The organism is Cupriavidus oxalaticus (assembly GCF_038900635.1).
Classification (GTDB): Bacteria; Pseudomonadota; Gammaproteobacteria; order Burkholderiales; family Burkholderiaceae; genus Cupriavidus; species Cupriavidus oxalaticus_B.
The window spans coordinates 25,459-40,827 of sequence record NZ_JAYMRX010000002.1 but is presented as its reverse complement, the minus strand read 5'-3'; the positions used below and the strand labels follow the sequence as shown (position 1 = coordinate 40,827).

Below are 15,369 nucleotides of genomic sequence, written 5' to 3'. Positions count from 1 at the left end.
TCTCGCTTCAGTGTTGTTCTGAGATGGAATCGCGGCGGGCGCTGGCGGCGCGCATGCCGCCCTTGATCGCGGCGACACCGTCGACGGGGAATCCGGCGATGGTCGCGGCCAGTTCGCGCGCGCGGTCGACGACCCGCGCGTCATCGATGACTTCGGTGGCAATGCCCAGCCGCAACAGCTCCGCGGCCGGCACCCGGTCGCCCAGCAGGCACAGCCGCGCCGCCACCGCCTCGGAGTGCCGCAGCGCCAGCCACGCCGCGTTGCGCGGTGCGGCCATGCCAAGGCGGATCTCGCCGATCTGCAGAAAGGCGCCGGCGCCGCAGACCATCAGGTCGCCGGCCAGCGCCAGCGCCGCACCGCCGTTGACCGCATGGCGCTCCAGCGCGACGACCCAGGCCTTGCGGCTTTGCAACAGCGACACGTGTACCCGTTCCCAGATCCGCGCAAACCCGGCCATGCCTTCGGGCTCGGCCTGCAGGGCTTTCAGGTCCAGGCCCGAACAGAAGGCGCCATCGGCGCCGCGCAGCAGCACGGCGCGCGTTTCGGAATCGGCGTTGATGGTGTCGACGGCATCGGCCAGCGCGCGGGCCAGCGCTGCGTCGATGGCGTTGCGGCGCGCCGGGCGGTTCAGCACGATCTCGGCCCAGCCGGCGTGGCGCACCAGCAGCACCGGCGACGTGGACGGGGTTTCGCTCATGCCACCTCCTGTTGCTCGCAGCCGATTGCACCGGCGCGGGCCAGCTCATCGATCTGCGCAGCGTCGTAGCCGAGCTCGGCCAGCACCTCGGCGGTGTGTTGGCCGAGCCGGGGCACCGCAGCCATGTCGTCGGCCGCCACATCGTCGGCCGCCATGCTTGCCAGCGTGAACGGCAGGCCCGGCAGCTCCAGCTGGCCGCCCTCGCCATTGCCGACCGCGCGCAGGATGCCGCTGGCGCGCACGTCGTCGGCGGCGCTGACCTGGTGGTAATCGCGCACCACGCCGACGACGACGTGATGGCGCTCCAGCAACGCACGCGCGGCATCCCCGCCGAGGTGGCGCAGCGCCTCGTGCAGAATGGCCAGCAGCGCGGGCCGGTTCTGCACGCGCAGCGCATTGCTGGCGAAGCGCGGGTCATGCGCCAGCGCGGGCTGCCCAATGGCTCCGCACAGGCGGCCGAAGTGCTCGTCGAGGTAAGCCGACAGCACCACGTGCCCGTCTGCCACGGCGATCACGTCGGCCGCGGGCGCGGCCCGGGGCTGGCTGTTGCCGCTGCGCACCGGCAGCGCGCCGGAACACTGGTATTCCGCCCACGGCTGCGCCTGCAGCTGGATGCCGACCTGCAGCAGCGAGGTGTCGATGGTCTCGCCCTTGCCGGTGCGCAAGCGGCGGAACAGCGCGGCGAGAATGGCATTGGCAGCGGCCAGCGCGGTGGCGGCGTCGATCAGCGCGAAGCCTGCCTTCAGCGGTTGCCCACCGGCCTCGCCGGTGACGGACATCATGCCGCTTTCGGCCTGTGCGGCGATATCAAGCCCGGGGCGCGAGCGCGACGGGCCGCGCGTGCCGAAGCCGCTGATCGCGGCATGGACCAGTTCCGGCTTGGCCGCGCGCAGCGTGTCGGCGTCGAGGCCCAGCGCTTCCATCACCCCGTGGCGGGTGTTGTGCAGCACTACATCGCTGGCCAGTGCCAGCCGGCGCGCCGCCTCCGCACCACCGCTGCTGCGCAGGTCCAGCGCGATGCCGCGCTTGCCGCGGTTGTACGCCAGGAACATCGGGCTCTGCGGGCTGGTGCCGTCGAAGCGCCGCGCGCTGTCGCCGCGCAGCGCTTCCACCTTGATGACGTCGGCGCCAAGGTCGGCCAGCATCATGGCCGCGCCGGGCGCCGCGATGAACTGCCCGAACTCCGCTACCCGAATGCCTGCCAGGGGCAGGTCTTGCCGGCTTGCCATGCGATCCACTCCCGTTTCGTCGATGCGCAGACATCATGTGGCAGCCGCGCCTTTTGCGGCAGATGCCAGGATCGCGGGGGCGTAAACCCACGGTTAGCACCGCGGGAAATCCCGGGCTTCGCTTCGCCCTTAGCGCACTGCGCGGCAACCGGGAATTGCCACGCAACGCCCGCTGCCAACCACCGGTTCACACCGCGTCGGCGTGGCCGGCTTCCGCACCGCGCCGGCGCTGGCCCGACGGGCGATGCGCGTCGGCTTGCGGGGACTTTCCCCAATCCCCATGTGCCATCCGCTTGCGCGACATTGCGGTTCAGGGCGAGCCGCATGCATCCGGCGGATGGCGGATAGCGGATGGCGGCTGCCGCATCCATTTTTTGCTCAGGGAGTCACGCATGCAGGATTTCGAGGACAGGCCGGTCGCGCTGGTGACCGGCGCCGGGATCGAACCGGTCGACGACGGCGTCTGGCTGTTGCACGGACAGGGACAGAGCTTCGTCGCCGACGTTGGCGGCGGACTGCTGGTGGTCGACAGCGGCCCGGGCGGCCGCGTCACCGCAGGCATGATCGAGGCGCTGCGCACGCAGACCAGCCTGCCGGTGCTGGCGCTGTGCTACAGCCACGGCCATATGGGCTACAACGCCGGCGTGCGGCAATGGCTCGACCATGCCGCCGCACGCGGCGAGCCTTCGCCGCGTGTGCTGGCCCATGTCAACGTGCTGGCGCGGCAGGCGCGCTATCGCGAGACCGCGCGCATGCAGGAGCGGATGGCCGAGATCCAGTTCCGGCGCCCGGCCGGTGCGCTGGCGGGCAAGCTCGGCCACACCGCGCCGAGCGAGACCTTCGCGGATGGCCTGACGCTCGGCCACGGCGAGCGCCGCGCCGAGCTGCTGTGGGCGCCCTCGGAGACCGACGATGCGATCGCGGTCTGGCTGCCGGGACGGCGCCTGCTGTACGGCGGACCGGCCGTGATCGATTCCATCCCCAACGTCGGCACGCCCTTCCGCACGCTGCGCGATACCGTGCGCTGGGCCGAGACGCTGGAGCGCATGGCCGCGCTGCGGCCGCGCATCGTGGTGCGAGAGTTCGGGCCCACGCTGCAGGGCGCGGCGGAATGCGAACGCGTGCTGGGCCAGACTGCCAGCGCCCTGCGCTGGCTGCGGGCCGAGGTGGTGCGGCTGATGAACGCCGGCTGCAACGAGCGCCAGATGCTGGCCGCGCTGAAGCCGCCGGCGGAGCTGTTCGAGCAGCCGTGGATGCGGCCGACGTACGGCGATCCCAGCTATATCGCGCGCGATATCTATCGCTCGGAAAACGGCTGGTGGGACCGCAACGCGACCACGCTGCACCCGGCCGCGCCGCAGGACGCCGCCGCGGAAATCGCCGCGGCGGTGGCCGACCACGGCGCGCTGATCCGCCATGCGCAAGCCCTGGCGGAGCGTGGCGACACCCAGCTCGCGCTGCATGTGATCGACGTGCTGGCGCTGGCGCCGGGCGATGCGCCCGCGCTCGCCGAGGCGCGCCGGCTCAAGGCCGGGTGGCTGCGCCAGCGCGCCGGACAGGTCAGGAGCTATGTGTCGCGCAGCCTGTACGGCGCCGCCGCCGACATGCTGGAACATGGTGCGGACGACACCTTCGGCATCCACTGAATGCCCGCCTGAATGCCTCCCTGCACGCCACATGCGCGCCCGCATGTGGCCTGCATGCCGCTACTCCAGCACCACGCCGCTGGCCTTGATCACCGCCGCCCATTTGCGCACTTCCGCATCGATGAACCGCGCAAAGCCGGCACTGTCGCCCGGCTCCGGCTGCAATCCCAGCGCCGCCAGCTTGCTGCGCACATCCGCGCCGGACAGCACCGCGCTGGCATCCTGGTTGAGCTGGCGCACGATCGCCGCGGGCGTGCCTGCCGGCGCCATCAGGCCGAACCAGCCGTAGCCAATCACGTCGGGATAGCCCTGCTCGACGAAGGTGCGCGCATCGGGATAGACCGGCGTGCGCTGTTCCGACGCGACCGCCAGCACCCGCAGCTTGCCGGCCTTGATAAACGGCAGCGCCGTGGTGATGGCGGTGAGCGTGGCGTCGACGCGGCCGGCCAGCAGCTCGGTGTAGGCAGTGGCGTCGCCACGGTAGTGCACGTTCAGCACCTTGAACTTCGCCTGTGCGCCGAACAGTTCCGCCGTCAGGTGCGGCCCGGACCCGGCGCCGGGCGAGGCAAAGGTGACGCCTTCCGCCTTGGCCCGCGCCAGCTTCACGAAATCCGCGACCGAGCGCGCCGGCGAATCCGCCTTGACGATCAGGAACACCGGCCCGAGCACGCGCGGCCCCACCGCGACGAAGTCCTTGTGGATGTCGTATTGCTGCGGCAGCCCGGCCGCCGTATTGATGGCAAACGGCGCTGCCGCCCACAGCAGCGTGTAGCCGTCGGGCGCGGCGCGGGCCAGTGTTTCATTGGCGACCCGGGTGCCGGCGCCTGGCTTGTTCTCGACCACGAACTGCTGGCCATGCTTGCGGCTCAGCGCTTCGGCCAGCAGCCGTGCCGAGGTGTCGTTGGACCCGCCGGGCCCATACGGGGAGAGCAGGCGCACCGTGCGCGCCGGATACGCCTGCGCCAGCGCGGCCAGCGGCGCCAGCGCGGGCGCCGCGCCCAGCAGCATCACGTCGCGCATGCGTGCCAGCAGGTCCCTGCGCGATATCTTGCCAGCAGTCATCGTCATGCCTCCAGGGCCTGGATGCCCGGATACGGGAAGGTCTTGCCAAGGTGCGCCTCGCCCGGCACGTAGAGCCGCAGCGCCACGTAGAAGGGTCCCGCCGGCGCCGGCAGCCAGTTGCCGTGGTGCGCCGCGTCGCGTGGCGCCGCGGCACCCAGGTGCAGGCGCAGGCTGCCGTCCGGCTCGTAGCGCAGGCTCGGCGAGCGGTCGCCCAGCGAATAGCGGCCGATCGGGTTCTCCACCAGCATGCAGTCGCCCTTGTCATACATGGTCAGCGACCAGAACGCGCCCACCTGCGGCAGCTTGCCGGCCGGGAACACCAGCTCGTGCGGCTCGTTACCGTCAAGCGGGCGTCCGTGCGCATCGCAGTCGGCGATGATGTACATGGCCTCTTCCATGCCGAGCGCGCCGATGTAGTTGCGCGCCACCTGCGCGCGCTCGGCATAGCGCGTGCCGAACGACGCGCCGATCTCGACCGGCAAGCTCCAGCCGCCACCCAGTGCGGAAGGCATCGGCCGGGCCAGTTCGGCCAGTACCTGCTCCATGGCAGCGGCCAGCAGCGCCGCCTGCGTCTCCTTCAGCGGCACGCCCTCGCTGGCGGCACCGAGGCCCAGCGCGGCGAAGGCCTGCACCGTCGCCGCCTCGTGCGCCGGCGGCGGGTTCTCGCGCAGCGCGCGGTTCACCACTTCGGCATAGCGCCGCACCTGCTGCGGCGACGCGCCGAGGTATTCGTTGGGCTGCATGCCGACATCGCAGGCACGCACCGGGTCGCCGCCGTCCGGCAGCGTCAGCCGGAATCGGTCCTGCAGCGCATGCACCGCGGGCAGGTCGTCAGGCCCGTCCACCAGCAGCCGGCCCAGCAGCCACACCGCATCGGTCGGACAGGCGATGGCGGTGGCGCCAGCCGGCGCTTCGCCCTGCCAGCGGGGACCGTGCAGCAGGAAGCGCCCGGCCTGCGTGCCGGTGGTGCGGCTGCCGATGTAGGCAAACGGGTTGGTATAGAAATCGAGCAGCCCGAGCACGTAGTAGCGCCCGGCGCTGTCCGGCACCTCCAGCAGCAGCGGTCCCTGCGACAGGTCGAGCCAGGCGTTGCTGTAGAGCGTGTCGTTGTTGGGCGTGACCACCTGCCGGTGCTGCGGGCCCAGCAGCTGGCGCGTGTGGAAGAACTGGTTGACCCAGCGCAGCGTGCCGTCGGGCCGCTCGTCGGCAAAGGCGCCTTCACGGCGGCGGCGCGGGCAGGTGGCGGCGCGCATGCGCGCCATTTCGTAGAGCGGCAGCGTGTACAGCACGGACTCGCGGGCAAGGGCGAGCGTGCGGGAATCGGCGGTGGATGACGTCATGGAATCTCGCTCCTCGGCTCAGGCAACCCGGCGCACCGGTGGAATGCGGTACTCGCCCGCGATAAAGGCCGGCGCGGGATGGTACAGGCGCAGGATCAGGTAGAACGGGCCCGCGGGAGCCGGCAGCCAGTTGTCGGCCTGTTCGGGCCGACGGTGCGAGATCGGGATGACCAGGCTGCCGTCGGGCTCCATGCGCAGGCCCGGCGTGCGGTCTCCCACGGCGTAGCGGCCGATCTCGTTGGAGCTGAAGAAGCGGTCCTCGCCGTACAGCGAGACCGACCAGAACGCCTGCGCCGGCGGCAGCATGCCGGGCGGGAAACGCAGTTCGTATGTCCGCGTCCCATGCAGCGGCTCGCTGTCGGCATCGAAATCGGCCATCGCATAAATCGCCTCGTCGGCGCGCAGCGCGCCGAGGCCCTTCATCGCGGTGCAGGCGCGCTGCAGCCAGTCGTCGCCATAGACGCCGAGCTTCAGGCTGTAGCCCCAGCTCTTGCGGCCCTGGCTGCGCGTATGCGCCTCGATCAGCTGCATGGCCTGGCGATATGCGTTCTCCAGGCCGGCGCGGATCTCCGCGCGCAATGCCGTGACGTCGATTTCGGCCTCGAGCTTCAGGCCGGCCTTGCGCAGCAGCGTGAACGCGCCCAGTTCGCGCTCGGCGGGCGGGTATTCGCGCAGCGCGTTGAACAGGTTCTGGAAGAAGTCGAGCGCCTCGTTGCCGGACTCGCGCCAGTCGCGCACGCATTGCGGCACGGGCTTGCCCGGCGCGTCCAGCGCAAAGCCGCTTTCGAATGCATGGGCCGCGGCCAGGTCGTCAGGGCCCTGCACCAGTACGCGCCCCAGCAGCCACACCAGCGAGGTCGGGCAGGCCACGACATGCTCGCCTTCAGCGTGCTGTCCGGGGCCGACCAGCGTCACAGTGCCGCCTTCGGCCGGCACGTTGCGCGGGCCCAGGTTCTCGAAGTTGTTGGTATAGGCGTCCAGCAGCTCCACCACGTAGTAGCGGTCGCGTTGCGGCAGCGGCGGCACGCGCAGCGTGACCGGCCCGTCGGCCAGGTTGGCCCAGCCGCAGAAGTACAGCAGGTCGTTGGCGGGCGTGACGACGTCGCGGTCTTCATGCGTCCACTGGCGCTCGCTCGCGGACAGCGTGTTGACCGGCGCGCGGCCATAGCCAGTAGCCTCGCTGACCGCGGTCTGCACCTTGCAGGTACGGATGGTTTCGACCAGCGGATAGCCGTAGATCGCCAGCGGGATGGCGGCGGCGGCAACCAGCGCTTCCTGGCTGGAGCTGTAGACGGGCGCGGAGAAGAACTGTGGCGCGGGATGGTTCATGCAGGGACTCCGGAAAAATGGGCGGAAATAGTGGAAACGCGTGGCGGCTCATTCCTGGGCCGCGCCGCTCGACTTGACCAGCGCGGCCCAGGCGGGCACATCGCTGCGCATCTGCGCGGCGAAGGCGCTGCGCGGCTGGGGGGTGTAGCGCATGCCGAGCGCGTCGGCCTGCGCCTTGATGGCGGGGTCGCGCATGGCGGCGTTGGTGGCGCGTTCGAGCTTGTCGACGATCTCGGCCGGCGTGCGCGCCGGGGCGAACAGCGCAAACCAGCTGTCCACGCCGAACGCCACGCCCGCCTCGGTAAAGGTCGGCACGTCGGGCAGCGCGGGCGAGCGCTCGGAGCCGGTGACCGCCAGCGCCCTCACCTTGCCGCTGCGGATCAGCGGCAGCGTGCCGGCGAGGTCGGACATGGCCACGGGCAGCGTGCCACCCATCACGTCGGTCAGCATCGGGCTGACGCCCTTGTACGGGATGTGGCGCAGGCGGATACCGCCCAGCACGTTGAGGCTCTCGCCGGCGAGATGGCCGCCGGAGCCGTTGCCCCACGAGCCGTAGGTCAGGTCTGCGCCGGGCCGTTTGGCCGCCCCGATCAGCGCGGGCAGGTCGCGGCCGGTAAAGCCGGGGCCGGCGATCAGCACATTGCCGCCGTAGAAGAGGCGGCTGATGGGCACGAAATCTCGCAGCGGGTCGTAGGGCAGCTTCGGGAAAATCGCCGGCGCGATCGCATGCGTGGCGGAGATGCCAAGCACCAGCGTGTAGCCGTCCGGCGCGGCACGCGCGACCTGTGCCGAGCCGATGGTGCCGGTGGCGCCGGCCACGTTCTCCACCACCACGGTCTTGCCGAGTTCCTTCGACAGGCCCGCCGCGAGCAGCCGGCCGACCACGTCGGTGCCGCCACCGGGCGGAAACGGTACCACCAGCCGGATCGGCTTGTCGGGATATGGGCCGGCGTGCGCGGGGGATGCCACCCCGCACAGCGCCACAGCCAGCGCGCCAAGTCCGCGCAGCGCCATGCGCCGCGCCGGCAAGTACGTGTGCCTTTGCATGCTTGTCTCCTGTCTTGTTTGAGGTATTGCGTCCTGCCGCGGCGGCGGCGCCCGTCTGTGCGGGCATCCTGTCCACCGCGTTGCGCGCCGTCGCTATGCAGCGCTGCGACGGTCCGGGCGAAGCGTGACCACCGCATCGGCGGCGACCAGCCCCTGCGCGGTGACGATGAAAGGATTGATCTCGAGCGTGTCCAGGCGCTCGCCCAGTTCGGCGGCCAGCTGCGACACCGTGGCCAGGACCTGCGCGGCGGCATCGAGGTCCACCTCGGGGTTGCCGCGATGTCCTTCGCACAGCGCTGCGGCGCGGCTGTCGCGCAGCATCGCGCGCGCCTGCGCGCGCGACAGCGGCGCCAGCCCGCAGGCGGTCTGGCGGAAGATCTCGACCGCGGTGCCGCCGATGCCCGCCAGCGCCACCAGCCCGAACACCGGGTCGCGCCGCACGCCGACCATCACCTCGCCCCAGCCGCGCACCATGCGCGCCACCAGCACGCCTTCGAACGGCACCAGCGCGCCGCTTTCGGTGCGCGCCAGGGCGACCGCTTGCGCCATGCGGGCAAAGGCGTCGCGCACCGCCTGCGCATCCGCGAGGTTGAGGGCCACGCCGCCGACATCGCTCTTGTGCAGGATCTCGCGCGAGCACAGCTTCACCACCACGGGATAGCCAAGACCCTCGGCGATGCGCACCGCCTCGTCCGCATCGCGAGCGAGCCCGTGCGGGGCCACCGGCACCCCGGCGTCGGCGAGCAGGCGCATGGCCTCGGATTCAGACAGCGCCGTGGCTTCGGGCGGCAGGTCGCATAGCAGCGCATCGCTCACACCCTGCCGCGGCTCAACCTCAGACGACGTACCCGCGCCGCTGGCGGCTTCCAGCGCCGCCGCATGCGCCAGCGTGGCGACGGCTTCGACCGCATGGCCCGGCTCGCGGAACACCAGGCAGCCGCGCGCTTCCAGCCATGCGCGCTTGTCGTCGTCGACGATGCCCGCCAGCAACAGCGGGGCGGCATCCGCGTCTTCGCTCAACGCACCGATGGTCTGCTGCAGCTCCGGCCACAGCCGCGGCGCATTGGCACCCCCGGCCAGGAAGGCCGCCACGCAGCCATAGGCGCCGCTGCGCGCCACGCCCGCGATGGCATCCATGAACACGCGCGGCTGCGCCACGACCTGCCCCGTCACGTCGATGGGATTGGCGGTGCTGGCGAACGGGATCGCGGTGCGCAGCGCCTCGGCCGCATCGTCCGGCATCGGCGGCAGCGGCAAGCCCAGCTGTTCGGCACGGTCGGCCATCATGATGCCCACCCCGCCCGACACGGTGACGATCGCCAGCGGCGCAGCAGCACTGGCTCCTTCCCCTTCCGGTTGCTGCCAGGCCGCCGGACGCCGCCCGCGCGACAGCACATAGCCGAGCCGGAAGAACTCTTCCAGCGTATGGGCCCGGTGCACGCCGTAGGCATCGAACACCGCCTGGTAGACCGCGTCCTCGCCGGTCAGGCTGGCCGTGTGCGACTGCGCCGAGCGCGCGCCTGCCGCCGTGGTGCCGACCTTGGTGACCACCACCGGCTTGCCCGCCGCGCGCGCGGCGGCAAGCGCCTGGCGCAGGCGCGCGCCGTCGCGGCAGCCTTCGATGTAGGCGAGGATCACGCGGGTGTTCGGGTCATTGGCCAGCCATTCGATCACGTCCGCCACCTGGAGCCCGGCCTCGTTGCCGGTGGTGACCCAGTGGCTCAGCCCCAGCCCCGCCTCGCGCGCCAGCGCATACGCATAGGCACCGAAGGCACCGCTCTGGCTGACCAGCCCGACTTCGCCGACCGGCGGCACCCCGCTCAACGGGATCGGCGAGAAGGTGGCGAACATGCGCTCGCGCAGGTTCATCGCGCCCAGGCAGTTGGGACCCAGCAGCGTCACGCCCGCGTCGCGCGCGCTGCGGGCCAGCATGTCCTGCATGCGCACGCCGCCCTCGCCGGCTTCCGCGAAGCCGGAAGTGAAGACCACCGCCGCGCGCGTGCCGTTGCCTGCCAGCTGCGCCATCACGTCCTGGCTGGCGCTGGCGGGCACCGCTACGATGGCCAGGTCGACCGGCTCGCCGATGTCCGCCAGCGAGCCATAGGCGCGCAGGCCCTGCACTTCGGCAGCGGACGGGTTGACCGGATAGAGGCGTCCTGCATAGCCCAGTTCGCGCAGCAGCCGGATCGGCATGCCGCCCACCTTGTCCGGCTGGGTGGAAGCACCGACCACCGCGATCGAACGCGGGTACAGCAGGGAATTCAGGTCAACCATGTGGCAGTCTCCGGGTCTTGTCTTGTGGATAGTTTCGGTCGGGCCTGGCGGGCTATTGCCGCAGGCCGGTGGCGGCCTCGATGGAGCGGACCATCTCCATCAGCAGCGGCGCCACCTTCTTTTCCATCATCCCGCGCTTCACCTGCGAGCCGGACACGGCGCAGTTGAACAGCAGCGGGCGGTTCAGGTACCTGATGCGCGAATAGACGCCCACGCCGTACACGCCGACGCCGGCATCGCCCTCGTTGAGCGCGAAGCCGCGCTTGGGGTAGTGCGCCACGTTGTGGCAGAGCGTGTCGTAGAACGCCGCGTATTCCTCGGGCCGCTCCTCGCGGGCGGCCGCCATCAGGCTTTCGAACTCCGCCTTCGACAAGGTGCACAGGTAAGCCCGGCCCATGGCCGTGCTCAGCACCGAGCGCACGGCGCCGGTTCCCGGCCGTGCCGGGGTGCCCTCGTTGTGGGTGCAGGACTGCAGGTAGGTCACGTCGAGCCGGTGCGCCACGCCCATCGACGCAGCGCCCTCGATGCGGTCGGCCAGCGCCTGCATCAGCGGACGGGCCACGTGGCGCACCTGCAGCCCGGCCAGGTACGGATAGCCCAGCGCCAGCACCTGGGCGCTGACGAAGTACTTGTCGAGCTTGGGATCCCAGTCGAGGTAGCCCAGCTCGAACAGCGTGCGGCAGATGCGCGAGACGGTGGCGCGCGGCAGCTGCAGCCGCTGCGCCAGCTCGCCGTTGCCGAGCGGGCGCGGCTCGTCGATAAAGCAGCGCAGCAGGGCAAAGCCCTTGGCCAGCAGGCCGCCGAAGGACGGATCCTCGCGGCGGCGTTCGGCGATGAATTGTTCGACTGGCAGGTTCATGGCGGTTTCCTCTTTACCCAGTCTGGACAGCACGCTATCCAGTGTCAAAAGGCGGAATCAATTTCCACATATTGGAAATATAGGCCATCGTATTGACCCCTCCGGCGTGCCGCCCATAAGGTTCTCCGGCATCGGACAAAGATTCGAAAAGGAGACAAAGACATGAAGAACCGCACCCTGGCCCGCAGTCGGCGTGCCATGCTGATCACAGCCGCGGCCCTCTGCCTGCAGCCGTTTGGCGCAAGCGCCGAAAATACCTACCCGACCAAGCCCGTGCGGCTGGTGGTGGCGTACCCGGCAGGCGGCCTGACCGACACGCTGGCGCGCGCGCTGGCGGATGGCCTCGGCAAGCGCCTGGGCCAGACCATCGTGGTCGAGAACAAGGGCGGCGCGGGTGGCATCATCGGCACCGACCAGGCGGCCAAGGCGGCGCCCGACGGCTACACCCTGCTGCTCACCATTCCCGGGCCGATCACCGCCAACCTGGCGCTGTACAAGAAGCTGCCCTACGATCCGCGCACCGACCTGCGCCCGATTTCTGACATCGCCACCGCGCGCACCGTGCTGGCGGTCAATGCCGCCGTCCCGGTCAAGACCGTGGCCGAACTGATCGACTACGCAAAGAAGGACCCCGGCAAGCTGCGCATGGGTTCGTGGGGACCGGGCACCCAGCCGCATACCATCCAGACCTACATGGCCAAAAAGTATGGGGTCGACATCCTGCACGTGCCCTACCGCGGCGAGGGTCCGATGGTGACCGACCTGCTGGCCGGCCAGGTCAACGTCACGGTGGGCTCGGTCACCGCGCTGCAGCAGCACTTCGCCGGCGGCAAGCTGCGGCCGATGGCCGTGACCGGACCGCGCCGCGCCAGGTCGCTGCCCGACGTGCCCACCTTTGCCGAGGCCGGCTTTCCCGACGACGCCTACCGGCTGACCGGGCCGATCACGCTGATGGCCCCGGCCAGGACGCCCCAGCCCATCATCGACCGCCTCGGCCGCGAGGTCAGCGCGCTGGTGAAAAGCCCGGCCTTTTCGAAGCGGGTCGAGGACATGGGCGCCGAGCCCATCGGCAACACCCCGTCCGAGGCGGCCAGCGCCTACACGGCCTATCTGCCTGTGGTGCTGAAGCTGACCGCCGACACCGGGGTCACGCTGGACTGACGCCCCGAGCGGAGCGCCTTCCATGCGGCTCAGCCAGATCCAGGACTTCATCGCGGTGGCGGAAGGCGGCAGCATCCGTGCCGCGTCCCGGACGCGCGACGTATCGGCGCCCGCGCTCACCAAGAGCATCCGGCAGCTCGAGGACGAGCTGCATGTGCCGCTGCTCACGCGCACCACGCGCGGCGTGGTGCTGTCGAACTACGGCGAGGCGTTCCTGCGCCGCGCACGCCTGATCGCGGCCGAGGCCCGCAGGGCCGCCGAGGAGATGACGCAGATGCTGGGCGCCCGCACCGGCACGGTCCGCCTCGGCGTCACGGGCGGACCGGCGCACCTGCTGGTGCCCGCGGCGCTGAACCGCTTCCGCCGCCAGCACCCGGAGGTCCAGGTCTGCATCGACAGCGGCCGGTATGCGGCGCACCTGCAGGATTTGCGCGCGGGCCTGATCGACATGGCGGTGAGCCCGGTTCCCGACGCAGGCATCGACCACGACTTTGTCTGCGAGCCGCTCTACAACAACGACTCGGTGGTGGTGGCGCACCAGGAGCATCCGCTGCGTCATGCGCGCTCGCTGCGCGAGCTGGTGGGATCCGAATGGATCCTGACGACCGCCGGCATGCACGGCCCGGGCGCGGCCATCATGGATGCGTTCCGCGCGCGGAGCCTGCCGCTGCCGCGCGTGGCGGTGCGCTGCGATACCTTCGGCATGATCCAGGCGCTGCTGCAGGACCGGAAGCTCCTGTGCATGGTGGCGCGCCAGCTGATGCAGGCGCGGGCGTCGGCTTCGACCGGATTGGCTATCCTGCCGGTCGAGGACGTCCTGCCCAGCCATACCGTGTGCCTGATCTACCGCGCCGATTCACCGCTGCCCCCCGTATGCGCCAGCTTTGCCGCGCAGCTCAGGCGCGAGGCGCACTACCTCATCAACATGCCGGACAGTCCGCTGCGGCGGCCCTGCGCGCAGCCAGCGTGCGAGCCGGCGCCTTTCCCAAGTGGCGATCTGGCGACTTGAAGACCGGCTCGGCAAGCGTCGAGCGATGTGCAGGCCGCTAAACTCAGTTGTGACATTTTTTCCCACGGCTCAGCCGAGGGTCCCGCGGGCACTACAATGCTGCAAAAAATGCACCGGCAGCGCCCGCTTCCATGATCGACCTTGCAAGACGACGCCTGCGCGTACGCCTGAACCCCGCCGCGATGATCGTCCCGGCGACCATCGCCCTGGCGGTTGCCATTGCCGGACTGGGCGCCGCGGCACTGGCCCAGATGCGAAGCGACGCCCTGGCCGGCGCCAGCGAAGCCTCTGCCAACCTGGCGCTCACGCTGGAGCGCAGCATCTCGCGCAACCTGCATATCTACCAGTTCGCCATCGCCGGGGTCGCCGATGCCATGCAGGATCCGGAGGTGATGCAGTTGCCGACCGACTTGCGCCAGCGCGTGCTGTTCGACCGTTCGATCAATGCGGAGGACATGGGCTCGCTGCTGGCCACCGATGCCAGCGGCAACCTCGTGCTCGATTCGCACAAGTGGCCGCCCCGCGCCGTGAACCTTGCGGACCGCGACTATTTCCAGGCCCACCTGCACGACGCCAACGCCGGCATCTTCCTCAGCCGGCCGTTCCAGCCACGCCTCACCGCGGAGAACAAGTCCATCGGCCTGAGCCGGCGCGTGTCGGGGCCCGATGGCGCTTTCCGCGGCATCGTCGTCGGCACCCTGCGCCTGAACTACTTTCGCAAGCTGTTCGATGGCGTCAGCCTCGGCGCCGGCGGTACGCTGACGCTGCTGCGCACCGACGGGACCATCATCATGCGCCGCCCCTACGACGATTCGTCGGTGGGCCGCAATATCTCGGCCAGCCCGTCCTTCGCGCCGCTGCTGCGGGGCACCGAAGGCAGCTTTATCGGCGTTGCCGCGGTCGACGGCGTGCGGCGGCTGTACAGCTACCGGCGCCTGCCCGACTTCCCGCTCATGGTGGTGGTCGGACTCTCGGTCCACGACGTGCTGGCTCCCTGGTACAAGCGGGCATGGTGGTTTGCCGGACTGATCGCGGTGGTCGATGCGCTGATCGTGGCGCTGGCGGTGCTGCTGTCGCGCCAGTGGCGCCACCGCCTCGACATGGAAGCGCACCTGCGCCTGATGGTGAATACCGACGGCCTGACCGGCCTGGGCAGCCGGCGCGCGCTGGATGACGCCGCCGACAAGGAATGGCGCCGGGCATGGCGCGACGGGCAGCCGCTGTCGCTGCTGATGGTCGATGTCGACCACTTCAAGCAGTTCAACGACCGCTACGGCCACCTTGCCGGCGACGATGCGCTGGCCGCGGTCGGCGACAGCATCCAGAAGCATATCCGCCGGCCGGGCGACTATGCCGGCCGCTACGGCGGCGAGGAGTTCGCGATCCTGCTGCCTGGCACGCCTGCCGCCGGCGCCGCCAGGGTCGCCGAGGCCATCCGCCACGCGGTACAGGCCCTGGGGATTCCGAACGCGACCAGCCCGCTCGGCACGCTGACGGTCAGCATCGGCGTTGCCACCAGTGCGGCCAGCGGCGGGGATGATGCCCAGCGGTTCGCGAACCTGCGCGCGTTCCTGCATGGCGGCGACCAGGCGCTCTACCTGGCCAAGCGCGACGGCCGCAACCGCGTGGTGGCACTGGGCGAGGCCACGCCGGCGCTGGCCGACTGATGCGGCGCCTTTTCCCGCGATGCAGCGCGATGCAGCGCGCTGCATCGCC

General features: G+C 70.6%; 12 protein-coding genes. 4 read left to right on the top strand and 8 right to left on the bottom strand.

Annotation, left to right across the window (positions count from 1 at the left end; genetic code table 11):
* Positions 1-7: 7 nt before the first annotated feature.
* Positions 8-697, bottom strand: a complete 690-nt coding sequence (locus VSR71_RS04455) for an enoyl-CoA hydratase/isomerase family protein (protein WP_342912714.1) — start codon at positions 695-697, stop codon at positions 8-10.
* Positions 694-1,926, bottom strand: a complete 1,233-nt coding sequence (locus VSR71_RS04450) for a CoA transferase (RefSeq protein WP_342912713.1) — start codon at positions 1,924-1,926, stop codon at positions 694-696. Before VSR71_RS04450 ends, VSR71_RS04455 begins: the two co-directional genes overlap by 4 nt.
* A gap of 392 nt (positions 1,927-2,318) precedes the next feature.
* Here VSR71_RS04450 and VSR71_RS04445 point away from each other — a divergent pair, with 392 nt between their 5' ends.
* Positions 2,319-3,572, top strand: a complete 1,254-nt coding sequence (locus VSR71_RS04445) for an alkyl sulfatase dimerization domain-containing protein (RefSeq protein ID WP_342912712.1) — start codon at positions 2,319-2,321, stop codon at positions 3,570-3,572.
* A 60-nt stretch (positions 3,573-3,632) separates the two neighbouring features.
* Here VSR71_RS04445 and VSR71_RS04440 read toward each other — a convergent pair whose 3' ends face one another.
* The 6 genes from VSR71_RS04440 to VSR71_RS04415 form a co-directional block, all read right to left on the bottom strand.
* Positions 3,633-4,634: a tripartite tricarboxylate transporter substrate binding protein gene (locus tag VSR71_RS04440; RefSeq protein ID WP_428979355.1), complete on the bottom strand. Its 1,002-nt coding sequence runs from the start codon at positions 4,632-4,634 to the stop codon at positions 3,633-3,635.
* Between the two features lie 2 nt (positions 4,635-4,636).
* Complete coding sequence (locus tag VSR71_RS04435; protein ID WP_342912711.1) at positions 4,637-5,974, bottom strand: DUF1254 domain-containing protein; 1,338 nt, start codon at positions 5,972-5,974, stop codon at positions 4,637-4,639.
* A gap of 18 nt (positions 5,975-5,992) precedes the next feature.
* Positions 5,993-7,303, bottom strand: a complete 1,311-nt coding sequence (locus tag VSR71_RS04430) for a DUF1254 domain-containing protein (protein WP_342912710.1) — start codon at positions 7,301-7,303, stop codon at positions 5,993-5,995.
* 48 nt (positions 7,304-7,351) lie between these two features.
* Positions 7,352-8,350 (bottom strand): tripartite tricarboxylate transporter substrate binding protein, encoded by a 999-nt coding sequence (locus tag VSR71_RS04425; RefSeq protein ID WP_342912709.1) that lies wholly within the window; start codon positions 8,348-8,350, stop codon positions 7,352-7,354.
* A gap of 93 nt (positions 8,351-8,443) precedes the next feature.
* Positions 8,444-10,624 (bottom strand): acetate--CoA ligase family protein, encoded by a 2,181-nt coding sequence (locus VSR71_RS04420; protein WP_342912708.1) that lies wholly within the window; start codon positions 10,622-10,624, stop codon positions 8,444-8,446.
* 52 nt (positions 10,625-10,676) lie between these two features.
* Positions 10,677-11,483, bottom strand: a complete 807-nt coding sequence (locus VSR71_RS04415; protein WP_342912707.1) for an IclR family transcriptional regulator — start codon at positions 11,481-11,483, stop codon at positions 10,677-10,679.
* Positions 11,484-11,645: 162 nt separating this feature from the next.
* On the opposite strand from VSR71_RS04415, the gene VSR71_RS04410 reads away from it, so the two are divergent.
* The 3 genes from VSR71_RS04410 (at position 11,646) to VSR71_RS04400 (ending at position 15,320) form a co-directional block, all read left to right on the top strand.
* Positions 11,646-12,644, top strand: a complete 999-nt coding sequence (locus tag VSR71_RS04410; RefSeq protein WP_428979346.1) for a Bug family tripartite tricarboxylate transporter substrate binding protein — start codon at positions 11,646-11,648, stop codon at positions 12,642-12,644.
* Between the two features lie 22 nt (positions 12,645-12,666).
* Complete coding sequence (locus tag VSR71_RS04405) at positions 12,667-13,653, top strand: LysR family transcriptional regulator (protein ID WP_342912706.1); 987 nt, start codon at positions 12,667-12,669, stop codon at positions 13,651-13,653.
* 131 nt (positions 13,654-13,784) lie between these two features.
* Positions 13,785-15,320, top strand: coding sequence for a sensor domain-containing diguanylate cyclase (locus tag VSR71_RS04400; RefSeq protein WP_342912705.1), 1,536 nt, complete (start codon positions 13,785-13,787; stop codon positions 15,318-15,320).
* The last annotated feature ends 49 nt before the right edge of the window (positions 15,321-15,369 follow it).